This window comes from Klebsiella sp. CD33 (assembly GCF_051992865.1).
GTDB lineage: Bacteria > Pseudomonadota > Gammaproteobacteria > Enterobacterales > Enterobacteriaceae > Klebsiella > Klebsiella pneumoniae.
In genome coordinates this window covers 4307435-4322777 of record NZ_CP197023.1, presented here as the reverse complement: position 1 = coordinate 4322777, position 15343 = coordinate 4307435, and the positions used below count along the sequence as shown (strand labels likewise).

The window sequence follows — 15343 nt, the reverse complement described above, 5'->3', positions numbered from 1 at the left end:
TAGGTATCCATTATTTTTCGCGTTGTACTTCAGGCGGTGACTGCGGTGCGTGATACTTTTTGCGCCGCCCGAGCCTGCAGTTGACGATAGCCGATGTACAGGGCGATCACAAAGCCGATAACGGCGATCAGAAAATCAAACCACATAATGCTGGCAATACTGATCTGCGAAAGCTTTGCGGTGATCAACGGGATCGTGAAGCTGGCGATACTGCCGGCAGTGTAGAAGATGCCGGTTGCTTTGCCTTTTCCATTCGGGAAGCTCATCGCCATGATTGTCGCACCCAGCTGCAGCACTCCGCCAGCGGCGGCAAAGCCGATGACAAAAGCAAAGCCGGTCACCATCATCGGCGTCGGGAACAGGCACACCAACAGCAGCGAAATCATCGACAGGCCAGTATAAATAATCATCGCAATGGCCGAGCTAAACACCTCTTTGACGAAGGCGGCAGTTACAAAGACGCAGACCAGCGAGCCGACGGTATAGATGCTAAGCAGTTTAATCGCCGAGGCATAGGGCAGGCCGACGACGAACTGGCCGTACTGCGCCAGCCATTGGCTGACCAGATAGAAGGTCGCCATGCCGATATAACCGTACAGGGTGAAGATCACCATATCCAGCTTATTAGCCTGTGGCCGGACGGCTGTTTCCGCCTGTGCCGTAGGGGCTTCCTCTTTTTTCGCCGCCTGGCTGTCAGGGAACGGCATTTTAAGCAGATAAATCCCGCTCAGTACAAAGAGCGCTGCCGCAATCACGAACGACCAGCCGAACCACAGATTTGCCCATATCAGGAAGCTGATAATGAACGGCAACAGGAACTGCCCTGCAGAGACGAAGGCTTTGATCAGCACGTTGGCCCGGCTGGCAGAGTGCGGGAAAGATTCCATCAGCGCCGGATAGGTACCGGAGTCGAGGAAGCTGTTCGCCAGGCCCGCCATAATGCCGAACACGTAAGCCAGATAGATATTTTTGGTCAGCAGGATGCCGACGAAAAAGATCAGGTAACTCAGGATCCCAAGATAGATAAAGGGCTTGCGACCGAAGCGATCCGAGAGAAATCCGGTCACGATGGTCGCTAACTTACCAATACCTAACGAAGATATAACGATCGATACGCCGGCTTTGTCTGTTCCCCACTGTTCCTGAAGATGGGCCATGTTGAGGGTGATTAACAGCACCCCCATACCGTGGATCAGGTAGTTGAGGTACAGCCCTGCCGCAGTAGGGATGTATTTATTTTTCATCATTCGCCTCTTAGAACAGAATGCTCTTGATGTAATCAACCGGCATCTGTTTGCCCGTCCAGATTTCGAACGCGCGCGCGCCTTGCCACAGCATCATCCCCAGGCCGTTCAGCGTGCGGCAGCCTTTTTTCTCGGCCACTTCCAGCAGGTGGGTTTTGCGCGGGTTGTAGACGACGTCGGAGACGATCAGGTCCGGACGCAGGAAGCTGTCGTCAGGTAGCAGCATCTGGCCTTCGAACGGCTTCATGCCGACCCCGGTGGCATTGGTCAGGATCACGCTGCTGTCAATTTCGGCGCGCAGCTTGTCATGATCGTCGAGATCGAACAGATGGATCTCGCAGTCGGTGTTGTGGCGGATCTTGGCCACGGTTTCTTCTGCGTTAGCGAAGAATTTATCGCGACGGTTAAAGATGGAGATCGCCTTCACGCCATCCAGTGCTGCCTGGACGCAGAGCGCCGTTGCCGCGCCGCCGGCGCCGAGTACGGTCATCTTCTTGCCGATGATATCGATACCGGCTTCGCTAAGGGCGCGCATGTAGCCGGTGCCATCGGTGATATGTCCGGTCAGTACGCCGTCGTCGTTGACCACGGTATTGACCGCCCCGACCAGCTGTGCCGCCGGCGACAGTTTATCGAGATACTGGCAAATCTCGGTTTTGTTCGGCATAGAGACGTTAAAGCCGCGCAGCTTCATCGCCCGGAAGCCCTGCACCACGTCTTTTAGCTCCTGGTTACCGACTTCAAAAGCGAGATAGACGTAGTCCAGCCCGAGATGTGCGAAAGCCTCGTTGTGCATGGTGGGCGACATGCTGTGACGAATCGGGGTGGCGATCAGGCCAATCAGCTCAGTGTGTCCAGTAATACGTTCTGCCATGACAAAAATCCTCAATAAGTTAGAAAGGGAATTCGTTGTGCTTCGCGGCTGCCCAGCGCACCCATGTCTTCCAGTGCATCCAGTACGTTGCGGCCTTCGCGGACGCCATCGATAATGCGTCGCGCCATCACGCTGTCGCCGATGTTCATGATTTTGACGTTATTGGCATTGGCCCAGCGCTCGATCTCGTCGAGACCCGTCCGGTTGGCGCGCATCCCCAGACAGACAAAGCCGTAGTCGAAGGGAATATCGAAGGTTTGCTGTGTATTTTTCACCTGGAAATGGTCGGCAGCGACCGCCATCAGTTGGGTATTCATGTGCTGTTCGACCTGGTGCTCGTCGAGCATGGTCAACATGGCATTTTTGGTAATGATGTCGAGATCGCGGCCGGCGGCGTCCTGCATCTCGATTAGCACCGCCTGTGCGCCGCGAGCGGTAAAGTATTCGATAACGTCAAGGCCAACGGCGCCGGCGCCGACTACGGCGATGCGTTTGCCCTTGATATCGGTAAATTTCGCCAGATTGTCGATCATGCCGGTAATGGAAAAGATCTTGCCGTTCTCGACGTCAATGTTTTCCCGCAAGCCTTCAATGGGTGGCAGCAGCGGCGTTGAGCCGGTGGCGTTGACAATCAGATGCGGACGCAGGGCGGAAACTGAAGCCACGTCGGCCCGCTTGCCGATCTGCAGAATCAGGTTGTCCAGCGAGGCGATACGATTTTTCATAAACTGCGGGAAATCAGCGATGCGTTTTTTCTCCGGCAGGCGGGAGATTTCGCTGGCGAGGCCGCCGACGTGGTTTTTCGCTTCCAGCAGCCAGGTATGGCAACCAACTTCCGCCGCGGTGCAGGCGGCTTCCATCCCGGCGGTGCCGGCGCCGATGACCACCACGTTAGTGTCGCGATTCACGCGCCGCATTTTATAGGCGTCACCGTGAATAATATCCGGGTTAATCGAACAACGCAGCGGGCGCGAGCGGGCGATGCGATGGTCGGCGCAGCCGATGTTGCAGGAGATACATTTGCGCATCAGACGCTCTTTTCCGCCTTGCACTTTCTGCACCCACTCCGGCTCGGCAATCAGACCGCGGCCAATGGCGATAAGATCGGCATCGCCGCTGGCGAGGATATCTTCGGCTACCTGCGGAGTGCGAATATTGCCGGCGATGACCGTGGGTTTATGGAATTTATCGCGCACCGCGCGGGAGAGATAGCGCTTCCAGCCATCCTCCAGCGACATCTGATCGATTTGCAGATTCAGGTTGTCGTTCTGCGCCGCAGAGACGTTGATGATATCGACCTTCTCCTGGCAGAGCTCAAGAATACGCAGGGAATCTTCGAGGGTATTGCCGCCCTTGAGGAAGTCGTCGGCGCTGATGCGCAGGCTGACCGGAAAACGCGGCCCCACGCAGGCGCGAACCTTATCGACAATCAGACTCAGTATCCGAGTGCGATTTTCGACGCTGCCGCCAAATTCATCAGTGCGCTTATTAAACAGCGGCGATAAAAACTGGCTAATTAAATAGGAGTGACCGGCATGAATTTCGACGCAGTCAAAACCTGCGCGCCGAACGCGCTCCGCGGCGTCACCAAATTTCTCTACCGCATGATAAATTTCCTCATGGGTCATCGGACGCGGAATATTACCGTGCTTCTTCGACGGCGTTGTAGAAGAGGAGAGCGGCGTCTGGCCTTCCAGTCGGTAGGCATAAGCGGAAGCGCCGGCATGATTTAACTGAATGGATACGCAGGCGCCATGTTTATGCAGGGTCTCGGTTAATTTAAACAGCCGTGGAATATATTGATCGTTATCGATGCGCAGTTGGGTGGTGCCGTTGGAGGCGAAGGGGAAATCAATACAAATATTTTCGATGGTGATAAGCCCGGTGCCGCCTTTGGCCCGCAGTTCGTAGTATTCCAGCTGTTCCTGCGACACCTCGCCATTGAGCGTGGCCATATTGGTGCCCATAGGGGGCATAATAATGCGGTTTTTTAACGTCATACCGTTGATGGTCAACGGACTGAAAAGGTGCGGATAGTGGCTCATCTCTTCTCTCCACAGGAGGCCGGGAGGCCGATATGCGGGGCCCAGGCGTGTCCTTAGTTAATATTTCTCTGTGGCAAAAGATAACGAGGGGAAAAATCGAAAAATAATGCTTTTTTTTGTGCATAGCCATAGGGGTTCTCTATGAGATTAACGCTTTCTTCACATTCTTATATTTTTATATTAAATACTCGTGCCTTATTTTTACTTGCAGTGCAGGGAAAATACATAAATAGTGCTGGAGAAGGGGAGGAAAGCGGAATAATTCTTCTTTAGGCGGTAGGGCAGGGTGGGGGTAAGGTCTGACAATCAGCAAATTAAAATTGGTTTTTGTGCGTGAGATCGCAATTTTCTCCGCAATAAACTAAAAAGCCCGATCAAATGACCGGGCCCAAAGGTTAATTCATAAACGCCGGCAGCTTGCGTTCATAGTCGGAGATCGCCGCTTCATGCTGCAGCGTCAGGCCGATGCTATCCAGGCCGTTGAGCATGCAGTGGCGGCGGAAATCGTCGATCTTAAAGCTGTAGGTTTTATCCCCGGCTTTAACTACCTGCGCTTCCAGATCCACTTCAAACGTAATGCCCGGGTTGGCCTGCACCAGCTTGAACAGCTCGTCGACCTGCTCGTCGCTCAGGGTCACCGGCAGCAGCTGGTTATTGAAGCTGTTGCCGTAAAAGATATCGGCAAAGCTCGGGGCGATAACGACCTTAAAGCCGTAATCGGTCAGCGCCCACGGCGCGTGCTCGCGCGAGGAGCCGCAGCCGAAGTTTTCCCGCGCCAGCAGTATCGATGCCCCCTGGTACTCAGGAAAATTCAGCACGAACTCCGGGTTCGGCTGTTGACCTTTATCGTCGAGAAAGCGCCAGTCGTTAAACAGGTGCGCGCCAAAGCCGGTGCGGGTGACCTTCTGCAAAAATTGCTTAGGGATGATCGCGTCGGTATCGACGTTTGCAGCATCCAGCGGAACCACCAGGCCGGTATGTTGGGTAAATTTCTCTGCCATGATGGTCTCCTTACTTCAGATTACGGATATCGGCGAAATGGCCGGTAACGGCTGCCGCCGCGGCCATTGCCGGGCTCACCAGGTGCGTGCGTCCGCCGCGGCCCTGACGGCCTTCAAAGTTACGGTTGCTGGTTGAGGCACAGCGTTCGCCCGGATTCAGGCGGTCATTATTCATTGCCAGACACATAGAGCAACCAGGTAAGCGCCACTCAAAGCCGGCTTCGATAAAGATCTTATCCAGACCTTCCGCTTCCGCCTGCGCTTTCACCGGACCAGAACCCGGCACCACCAGCGCCTGGACGCCTGGCGCCACTTTACGCCCTTTAGCGATTTCCGCCGCGGCGCGTAAATCTTCGATGCGCGAGTTGGTGCAGGAGCCGATAAACACTTTATCGATAGCGACTTCCGTCAGCGGGATCCCGGATTTCAGCCCCATATAGGCCAGCGCTTTTTCGGCGCTGGCGCGTTCCACCGGATCGCTGAACGACGCTGGATCGGGGATGTTATCCGTCACCGAGATCACCTGGCCCGGGTTGGTGCCCCAGGTCACCTGCGGGGCAATTTCCGCCGCCTGCAGCGTTACCACGGTATCAAACGTCGCGCCGTCGTCGGTTTTCAGGGTTTTCCAGTACGCTACGGCATCGTCAAAATCTTTGCCTTTCGGCGCATGCAGACGGCCGCGTACGTAATTGAAGGTGGTTTCGTCCGGCGCGACCAGGCCCGCTTTGGCGCCCATCTCGATCGCCATGTTGCACAGGGTCATACGCCCTTCCATGCTCAGATCGCGGATCGCTTCGCCGCAGAACTCAACCACATGGCCGGTGCCGCCGGCGCTACCGGTTTTACCAATGATGGCCAGCACGATATCTTTGGCGGTAATGCCCGGCGCCGCTTTGCCCTGGACTTCGATTTTCATGGTCTTCGCGCGGCCCTGTTTCAGGGTCTGGGTCGCCAGCACATGCTCCACTTCGGAGGTGCCGATACCGAACGCCAGCGCACCGAACGCGCCGTGGGTAGCGGTATGGGAGTCACCGCACACGATCGTCATCCCCGGCAGGGTAACCCCTTGTTCCGGGCCCATGACGTGGACGATGCCCTGATACGGGTGGTTCAGGTCGTACAGTTCAACGCCGAACTCTTTACAGTTCTTAATCAGCTCCTGCATCTGAATGCGGGCCATCTCACCGGACGCGTTAATGTCTTTGGTCTGCGTCGAGACGTTATGATCCATGGTAGCGAAGGTTTTACCCGGCTGGCGCACCTGGCGGCCATGGGCGCGCAGGCCGTCAAACGCCTGCGGAGAGGTGACTTCGTGCACCAGATGGCGGTCGATATACAGCAGCGGGGTTTCGTTCTGCGCCTCATACACTACGTGCGCATCAAATAATTTTTCGTATAACGTCTTCGCCATGATTACACCCCTTCTGCGACATAGCGGGCAATAATATCGCCCATTTCATCAGTGCTGACCGCCGCCGTGCCGCGCGCTAAGTCGCCGGTTCGAACCCCTTCTTCTAAGGCGCGGTTGATCGCGTTTTCAATGGCGGTCGCCGCTTCGTCAGCGTCGAGGCTGTAGCGCAGCAGCAGAGCCAGGGAGAGGATCTGCGCGATCGGGTTGGCGATATTTTTGCCGGCGATATCCGGTGCGGAACCGCCCGCCGGCTCGTACAGGCCAAAACCTTGTTCATTGAGGCTGGCGGACGGCAGCATACCCATCGAGCCGGTGATCATCGCGCACTCGTCGGAGAGGATGTCGCCAAACAGGTTGGAGCACAGCAGCACGTCGAACTGGGACGGATCTTTAATCAGCTGCATGGTGGCGTTATCGATATACATATGCGCCAGCTCAACGTCCGGATACTCCTTGCCGATCTCGCTGACGATTTCGCGCCACAGGATGGAGGACTGCAGAACGTTGGCCTTATCGATGGAAGTCACTTTGTGACGACGCTTGCGGGCGGATTCAAAAGCGATGCGCGCGATACGCTCGATCTCAAAGCGGTGATACACCTCGGTATCAAAGGCTTTCTCATGCTGACCGCTGCCTTCGCGGCCTTTCGGCTGGCCGAAGTAGATGCCGCCGGTCAGTTCGCGTACGCAGAGAATGTCGAAGCCGTTAGCAGCGATGTCGGCGCGCAGCGGGCAGAACTCTTCCAGCCCCTGATACAGTTTGGCCGGGCGCAGGTTGCTGAACAGTTTAAAGTGTTTACGCAGCGGCAGCAGCGCGCCACGCTCTGGTTGTTCCGCCGGCGGCAGGTGCTCCCATTTCGGACCGCCGACGGAGCCGAACAGGATCGCATCCGCCTGCTCGCATCCGGCGACGGTCGCCTGCGGCAGGGGAGTTCCCTGACGGTCGATGGCCGCCCCGCCAACGTCATACTGGCTGGTGGTAATGTGCATGGCAAAACGTTGGCGCACGGCTTCCAGTACTTTCATCGCCTGGTTCATCACTTCCGGGCCAATGCCATCACCCGGCAAAACGGCAATATGGTAATTCTTCGACATTACACGGTTTCCTTATTGTTCTCTTTATTCTGAGCTTTGCGTTGCAATTCTTTTTCGACTTCGGCGGCGCGCCAGATGTTGTTCAGCACGTGAACCATCGCTTTGGCTGACGACTCTACGATATCCGTTGCCAGACCAACGCCATGGAAGCGGCGGCCATTGTAGTCAACGACGATATCCACCTGGCCCAGGGCGTCTTTGCCGTGGCCTTTCGCGCTTAAGCCATACTTCACTAATTCAATGTTGTAGTCGGTGACGCGGTTAATCGCCTGGTAGATAGCATCGACCGGACCGTTGCCGTTGGCGGCTTCGGTTTTGATCTCATCCCCGCAGACCAGTTTGATCGAGGCGGTGGCGATATCGCTGGATCCGGATTGGACGTTGAAGTAATCCAGGCGGAAATGCTCTGGCTCTTCCTGCTGCTTGTTGATAAAGGCCAGCGCTTCCAGATCGTAATCGAAGACCTGGCCTTTTTTGTCCGCCAGCTTCAGGAATGCGTCGTACAGATGATCCAGGTTGTAATCGCTCTCCTGGTAGCCCATCTCTTCCATCCGGTGTTTCACCGCCGCGCGGCCGGAGCGGGAAGTCAGGTTCAGTTGCACCTGGTTCAGGCCGATAGATTCCGGGGTCATGATCTCGTAGTTTTCGCGGTTCTTCAGCACGCCGTCCTGGTGAATGCCGGAGGAGTGGGCGAAGGCGCCGGTGCCGACGATGGCCTTGTTCGCCGGGATCGGCATATTGCAGATCTGGCTGACGGTCTGGCTGGTGCGCCAGATTTCATGATGATTAATGTTGGTGTGCACGTTCATGATGTCTTTGCGCACTTTGATCGCCATGATCACTTCTTCCAGCGCGCAGTTGCCGGCGCGTTCGCCGATACCGTTCATCGCACCTTCTACCTGGCGCGCACCGGCGTGGACCGCGGCGAGGGCGTTACCGACAGCGATGCCCAGATCATCATGGGTGTGGACGGAAATAATTGCTTTGTCGATATTCGGCACGCGATCATAAAGGCCGCTGATGATGTTGGCATATTCGAACGGCATGGTATAGCCGACGGTATCCGGGATATTAATGGTGGTGGCGCCGGCGTTGATCGCCGCTTCCACGACGCGAGCCAGATCGGCAATCGGCGTACGGCCGGCGTCTTCACAGGAGAACTCAACGTCGTCAGTGTAGTTGCGTGCCCGCTTCACCATATAGATCGCGCGCTCAATAACCTCATCCAGCGTACTGCGCAATTTGGTGGCGATATGCATCGGCGAGGTGGCAATAAAGGTATGAATACGGAAAGCCTCGGCCACTTTTAACGATTCCGCCGCCACGTCGATATCTTTCTCAACGCAGCGCGCCAGGGCGCACACGCGGCTGTTTTTAATGGTGCGCGCGATGGTTTGCACCGATTCAAAATCGCCCGGCGAGGATACCGGGAAACCGACTTCCATTACGTCGACCCCCATTCGCTCAAGGGCCAGTGCGATCTGCAGCTTCTCTTTGACACTCAGGCTTGCCTGTAACGCTTGTTCGCCATCACGTAAGGTCGTATCGAAAATAATGACTTGCTGGCTCATGGTTTGGATCCTTAGTCTGTGTCCTGGCGCCTTGTTGACGAGCATAAAAAAACCCGCGCCAAGGCGCGGGTTTTATAGTCTTGCTGGAAGATGACTTAACGCTGAACGTCGCCCAACAGCCTACCGCGCAAATGGCATGCGTTTAGTAGTAGTAGGCTGGTGATACGAGCGGTGCGAATCATTGCGTCAAACTCCAGATGAAATCGTTATGCTTTTAGAGTTACTGGATAGCTGTTTTAAAGTCAACCCCTGGCATGGAAAAAGCGTTTTGGGCTGACTAAATGAATTAGCAAAATGTGCTGATGTAAGCCCCATTTTGCCGAAGATCCTATTTTGGACCGAAGGCGGTTTATCCCCATTTGTTTCATTTGAAAAAGTGCTTTGCATTCAAGGCATCGTCGAAGAGGTGTCGCCAATGAAGGGACAAAAAACGGTATCTGGATGAAAATATTAAATTTATTTTTCCTGTGAATGTATTCGAACGCTAGCGGATTATTTTTCAATGATAAGGATTTGTTAATTTTATGGAGGGAAAAATAAAATACTTTATTATTGCTTAAGTTACAGTTAACTCGTGGTGCTGTTTTTATTTTTATGGATTATGGTTACACTTATCATCATTAAGTAATCAGTATGGTTTGAGCGGCTCAATTTTTTGATCAGGACCGTTTCTTCACTGCCACTCATAGCCTTGATATATTCCTAAAAATTTCTTTTGCTATTTTGTAAATGTCATTTGCATGGTAAATGATATTTTCGGCGCTAATTATAGCGGTTTAGTGAAGGGAATTCATCGTGACGGCGGAATTAGATATGTTAATTGAAACTCCAGAATATAAATCAGCCCCCGGACAGGAAGTCGTTAAACCTCAACTACGGATGGTTGATCTCAATCTGCTTACCGTTTTTGATGCGGTTATGCAAGAGCAGAATATTACTCGTGCCGCCCATACGCTCGGCATGTCACAACCCGCGGTGAGCAATGCGGTTTCACGACTGAAAGTGATGTTTAATGACGAGCTTTTTGTGCGCTATGGCCGCGGTATTCAGCCGACGGCGCGCGCCTATCAGCTGTTTGGCTCGGTACGCCAGGCGCTGCAGCTGGTCCAAAACGAATTGCCAGGCTCCGGTTTTGAACCGCTGAGCAGTGAACGCGTGTTCCATCTGTGCGTCTGCAGCCCGCTGGATAACATCCTGACGTCGGTTATTTTTAATAAAGTTGCAGAGATAGCACCCAATATTCATTTAGTCTTTAAGTCTGCGCTGAATCAAAATACGGAACATCAGCTACGTTATCAGGAAACAGAATTCGTAATCGGTTATGAAGAGTTCCGTCGCCCTGAGTTTGCCTGCGTTCCGTTATTTAAAGACGAAATGGTCCTGGTCGCCAGTCGCAACCATCCGCGTATTTCCGGGCCGATGATGGAGGCGGATATTTATCGCGAGGAGCATGCCGCCGTTGCTCTCGACCGGTATGCCTCATTTAGTTTGCCGTGGTATGACACGGCCGATAAACAAGCGCGTATCGCCTATCAGGGTAATGCGATGGTCAGCGTATTAAACGTAGTATCGCAAACCCAGATGGTGGCCATTGCCCCGCGCTGGCTGGCAGATGAATTTGCTGACAAGCTTGCCCTGCAAATATTACCTTTGCCGTTGAAGGTCAACAGTCGGACCTGCTATCTCTCCTGGCACGAAGCCGCTGGTCGTGATAAAGGCCACCAGTGGATGGAAGAGCTGCTGGTGGACATTTGCAAGCGCTGACCCGACGACGATAGATAGCAAAGGAGCTTCGGCTCCTTTTTTTATATGACATAAATCAAATAAAGCAGAATTTTATTCTGTTTACCTTGCGCGAGGAGTTCGTTGTGTTCGTGAAAAATGGATCTATTCCTGTTATCACCCTTTTTCGCCGAGTATTTACCATTCTCTTTTCTTATCTCTGAAGCAATTCACCATATTTTCCCCTCACCGCTTTCTTTTCTTCTTATTCAAGAAATAAGGCCTCAGCTGCGGCGAATTGCCTGCCTGCTGGCGAGCAGTTATGGTAGTGGCATGCAGTACATTCACCTCAATGCGGAGGACCACTCCTTCGCATCGTGCGAGCGCGCGGAAATTGAGTTCCGCTGTCGTAAAACAATAAGCCTGGAGGCAAACCATGGAGATGTTGTCAGGAGCCGAGATGGTCGTCCAATCGCTTGTCGATCAGGGCGTCAAGCAAGTATTCGGCTATCCCGGAGGCGCAGTCCTCGATATCTATGATGCGTTACATACCCTTGGCGGTATCGATCATGTGCTGGTTCGTCACGAGCAGGCGGCGGTGCATATGGCGGATGGCCTGGCGCGGGCGACCGGGGAGGTCGGCGTGGTGCTGGTGACCTCTGGGCCTGGGGCGACGAACGCCATCACTGGCATTGCGACAGCCTATATGGACTCTATTCCGTTGGTGATCCTCTCGGGGCAGGTAGCCACCTCGCTTATCGGCTACGATGCCTTCCAGGAGTGCGACATGGTGGGGATTTCCCGTCCGGTGGTGAAGCACAGTTTCCTGGTGAAGCAGACCGAAGATATTCCCGGCGTGCTGAAGAAAGCCTTCTGGCTGGCGGCCAGCGGTCGCCCCGGTCCGGTAGTGGTCGATCTGCCGAAGGATATTCTCAATCCGGCGAAGAAGCTGCCTTACGTCTGGCCGGACGCGGTGAGCATGCGCTCGTATAACCCAACCACCAGTGGCCATAAAGGGCAGATTAAACGCGCCCTGCAGACCCTTGTGGCCGCAAGTAAGCCGGTCGTCTACGTCGGCGGCGGGGCGATCAATGCGCATTGCGAACCTCAGCTGCGCGAGCTGGTGGAAAAACTGAAGCTGCCGGTGGCCTCATCCTTGATGGGACTTGGCGCTTTCCCGGCGACACACTCGCAGGCGCTGGGGATGCTGGGGATGCACGGCACCTATGAAGCCAACATGACCATGCACCACTCGGACGTGATTTTTGCCGTCGGCGTTCGCTTTGACGACCGGACCACCAATAACCTGGCCAAGTATTGTCCGAACGCGACGGTACTGCATATTGATATCGATCCGACTTCAATCTCGAAAACCGTGCCGGCAGATGTGCCGATCGTCGGCGATGCCCGGCTGGTGCTGGAGCAGATGCTGGAGCTGCTGGAGCAGGAGGAAGCGCAGCAGCCGCTGGACGACATTCGCGACTGGTGGCAACAGATCGAGCAGTGGCGTGCCCGTCATTGTCTGCGCTACGACGACCAGAGCGATAAAATCAAACCGCAGGCGGTAATTGAAACTATCTGGCGGCTGACCCAGGGCGATGCCTACGTCACTTCCGATGTGGGTCAGCATCAGATGTTCGCCGCCCTGTATTACCCCTTCGATAAACCGCGGCGCTGGATTAACTCCGGTGGTCTCGGCACCATGGGCTTTGGCCTACCGGCTGCGCTGGGGGTCAAAATGGCTCTGCCGGACGAAATGGTGGTCTGCGTGACCGGTGACGGCAGTATCCAGATGAACATACAGGAACTCTCCACTGCGCTGCAGTATGAGCTGCCGGTCCTGGTGCTTAACCTCAACAACCGCTATCTCGGGATGGTGAAGCAGTGGCAGGATATGCTCTATTCCGGGCGTCACTCGCAGTCCTATATGGAATCGCTACCGGACTTTGTCCGTCTGGCGGAAGCCTATGGCCACGTCGGGATCCGCATCAGCGAGCCGCAGGAGCTGGAGACGAAGCTTGCTGAAGCTCTGGAGCAGGTGCGCCAGCGTCGGCTGGTGTTTGTCGATGTGACCGTCGACGGCAGTGAGCATGTGTACCCCATGCAGATCCGCGGCGGCGGCATGGATGAAATGTGGTTGAGCAAAACGGAGAGGACCTGATTATGCGCCGGATATTATCGGTATTACTGGAAAACGAATCGGGTGCATTGTCCCGCGTTATCGGCCTCTTTTCCCAGCGTGGCTATAATATAGAAAGCCTGACTGTCGCGCCGACGGACGATCCCACTCTCTCCAGAATGACCATTCAGACCGTGGGCGATGAAAAAGCGATTGAGCAGATTGAAAAGCAACTGCACAAGCTGGTGGATGTCCTGCGGGTCAGCGAGCTGGGGCAGGGGGCTCATGTTGAACGCGAAATTATGCTGGTGAAGGTTCAGGCCAGCGGCTATGGCCGTGAAGAAGTGAAGCGCAACACCGAAATCTTCCGCGGACAGATTATCGACGTGACGCCTTCTATCTATACCGTCCAGCTCGCCGGCACCAGCGATAAGCTGGATGCATTTCTGGCCTCGCTGCGCGATGTCGCTCGGATTGTGGAAGTGGCTCGCTCCGGCGTGGTCGGCCTGTCTCGCGGTGATAAAATCATGCGCTAAGGATCGGGAACTGCTGTAAAAATAGCCCGGCAGAGACTGTCGGGCTTTTTTTTTGCGAAATCAGTAGGAACTGTAAGCGAAAGCGGTTGCTGCGCTAACTATTCTGCGCTTAGATGTTATAAAAAGGATTCCATACCTGAATAATGGTTATGTTTGGCACTTCTTACCCAAGGGGCAATTGTGAAACTGGATGAAATCGCCCGGCTGGCCGGTGTTTCAAGAACCACCGCGAGCTATGTGATTAATGGCAAAGCGAAGCAGTACCGCGTAAGCGATAAAACGGTCGAAAAAGTGATGGCTGTGGTGCGAGAGCACAACTATCACCCAAATGCGGTCGCTGCTGGCCTGCGTGCAGGACGCACACGCTCTATCGGTCTGGTGATCCCGGATCTGGAAAACACCAGCTATACCCGGATTGCAAATTATCTCGAACGTCAGGCGCGTCAGCGCGGCTATCAGCTGCTGATTGCCTGCTCGGAGGATCAGCCCGATAACGAGATGCGCTGCATCGAGCATCTGCTGCAGCGCCAGGTGGACGCTATCATTGTCTCTACTTCGCTGCCGCCGGAGCATCCATTTTATCAGCGCTGGGCTAACGACCCGTTTCCGATTGTCGCCCTCGACCGCGCCCTCGATCGCGAGCACTTCACCAGCGTGGTTGGCGCTGACCAGGATGACGCCGAGATGCTCGCAGCTGAGCTGCGGACGTTTCCTGGCGAAACGGTGCTCTATCTCGGCGCGCTGCCGGAGCTGTCGGTGAGCTTCCTGCGCGAACAGGGCTTCCGTAAAGCCTGGCAGGACGATCCGCGTGAGGTGCATTATCTCTATGCCAACAGCTATGAGCGCGAAGCGGCGGCCCAGCTGTTTGAGAAATGGCTTGAAACCCATCCGATGCCACAGGCGCTGTTTACCACCTCTTTCCCGCTGCTGCAGGGCGTAATGGATGTGACCTTGCGTCGCGAGGGTAAACTGCCCTCCGAGCTGGCGATCGCCACCTTCGGTGATAATGAGCTGCTCGATTTTCTGCAGTGTCCGGTACTGGCCGTGGCCCAGCGTCATCGCGATGTCGCTGAACGGGTGCTGGAGATCGTCCTCGCCAGCCTCGACGAACCTCGCAAGCCGAAGCCGGGTCTTAGCCGCATTCGCCGTAATCTCTATCGTCGCGGTAGCCTGAATCGCCGCTAAGGGCGCCATATCGCCAGCGCCCAGGTATAAACCTGGCAGGCCTGACCGTAAGCAGGCCGCTGGCGATAAATCAGGCAATTGACGTGCAAAATGCAAAACTGAATATATTTCAGACAAATCCCTAAACTTCTTTACGCGTTATTTTATTTTATTCACTGACCATCGTTTTGTGACTCCAAATGGGGTACAAAAAATGACTGCGCGGACTTTAATTGTATTATTTTGTTACATTCATCAGGTTAATTGCTGAATTAACACTCATTTTGTACGCGCCACGCTTTCTTCCCCGTCATATCCCGCGCCTGGCCAGTCCCTCTGCCAGCAACAGGTACTGTTAACGGCCGGCATAATGGCCTAAAATGCCGCTCGCGTCGCAAACTGACACTTTATATTTTCCCGCCGAAGATATTCTGTTGTTTATAACTGTTACGAGTTTGTTGGTTATTTTCTTACACGTATTCATAACGTTAATTTGCCTCGCCTGTTGATGATTTTTTCATCAGGGCTAATGTCGGCTGTAAATAATGGGTTTTTGAGCTCC

At 54.6% G+C, this 15343-nt stretch carries 12 protein-coding genes; 4 read left to right on the top strand and 8 right to left on the bottom strand.

All coding sequences use genetic code 11. The annotated features are described in order from the left end of the window. Positions 1-29: 29 nt before the first annotated feature. The 8 genes from ACR809_RS21215 to leuL form a co-directional block, all read right to left on the bottom strand. On the bottom strand, positions 30-1244 hold the full coding sequence (locus ACR809_RS21215; RefSeq protein ID WP_002888458.1) for an MFS transporter: 1215 nt from the start codon (positions 1242-1244) through the stop codon (positions 30-32). 10 nt (positions 1245-1254) lie between these two features. Further along, a complete protein-coding gene (locus ACR809_RS21210) occupies positions 1255-2118 on the bottom strand; it encodes a shikimate dehydrogenase (protein WP_002888460.1) in 864 nt (287 codons plus the stop codon). A gap of 11 nt (positions 2119-2129) precedes the next feature. Next, a complete protein-coding gene (locus ACR809_RS21205; RefSeq protein ID WP_080899787.1) occupies positions 2130-4163 on the bottom strand; it encodes an oxidoreductase in 2034 nt (677 codons plus the stop codon). A gap of 395 nt (positions 4164-4558) precedes the next feature. Continuing rightward, a complete protein-coding gene (gene leuD, locus ACR809_RS21200) occupies positions 4559-5164 on the bottom strand; it encodes a 3-isopropylmalate dehydratase small subunit (RefSeq protein ID WP_002888481.1) in 606 nt (201 codons plus the stop codon). A gap of 10 nt (positions 5165-5174) precedes the next feature. Next, complete coding sequence (leuC, locus tag ACR809_RS21195) at positions 5175-6575, bottom strand: 3-isopropylmalate dehydratase large subunit (RefSeq protein WP_004177417.1); 1401 nt, start codon at positions 6573-6575, stop codon at positions 5175-5177. 2 nt (positions 6576-6577) lie between these two features. After that, entirely contained in the window at positions 6578-7669 is a 1092-nt protein-coding gene (gene leuB, locus ACR809_RS21190; protein WP_002888487.1) for a 3-isopropylmalate dehydrogenase, read from the bottom strand. Then, a complete protein-coding gene (leuA, locus tag ACR809_RS21185) occupies positions 7669-9240 on the bottom strand; it encodes a 2-isopropylmalate synthase (protein ID WP_004178594.1) in 1572 nt (523 codons plus the stop codon). The genes leuB and leuA overlap by 1 nt, the downstream gene beginning before the upstream one ends. A gap of 95 nt (positions 9241-9335) precedes the next feature. Continuing rightward, positions 9336-9422, bottom strand: a complete 87-nt coding sequence (gene leuL, locus ACR809_RS21180; RefSeq protein ID WP_004222662.1) for a leu operon leader peptide — start codon at positions 9420-9422, stop codon at positions 9336-9338. Between the two features lie 613 nt (positions 9423-10035). Here leuL and leuO point away from each other — a divergent pair. The 4 genes from leuO (at position 10036) to cra (ending at position 14802) form a co-directional block, all read left to right on the top strand. Then, positions 10036-11004 (top strand): transcriptional regulator LeuO, encoded by a 969-nt coding sequence (gene leuO, locus ACR809_RS21175; RefSeq protein WP_004192013.1) that lies wholly within the window; start codon positions 10036-10038, stop codon positions 11002-11004. Between the two features lie 394 nt (positions 11005-11398). Further along, positions 11399-13123 carry an acetolactate synthase 3 large subunit gene (gene ilvI / locus ACR809_RS21170; protein WP_002888534.1) on the top strand — a complete coding sequence of 575 codons (1725 nt, stop codon included), beginning with the start codon at positions 11399-11401 and terminating at the stop codon, positions 13121-13123. Between the two features lie 2 nt (positions 13124-13125). Then, on the top strand, positions 13126-13617 hold the full coding sequence (gene ilvN / locus ACR809_RS21165; RefSeq protein ID WP_002888536.1) for an acetolactate synthase small subunit: 492 nt from the start codon (positions 13126-13128) through the stop codon (positions 13615-13617). A 180-nt stretch (positions 13618-13797) separates the two neighbouring features. Next, positions 13798-14802 (top strand): catabolite repressor/activator, encoded by a 1005-nt coding sequence (cra, locus tag ACR809_RS21160; RefSeq protein ID WP_004145952.1) that lies wholly within the window; start codon positions 13798-13800, stop codon positions 14800-14802. Positions 14803-15343 lie beyond the last annotated feature (541 nt).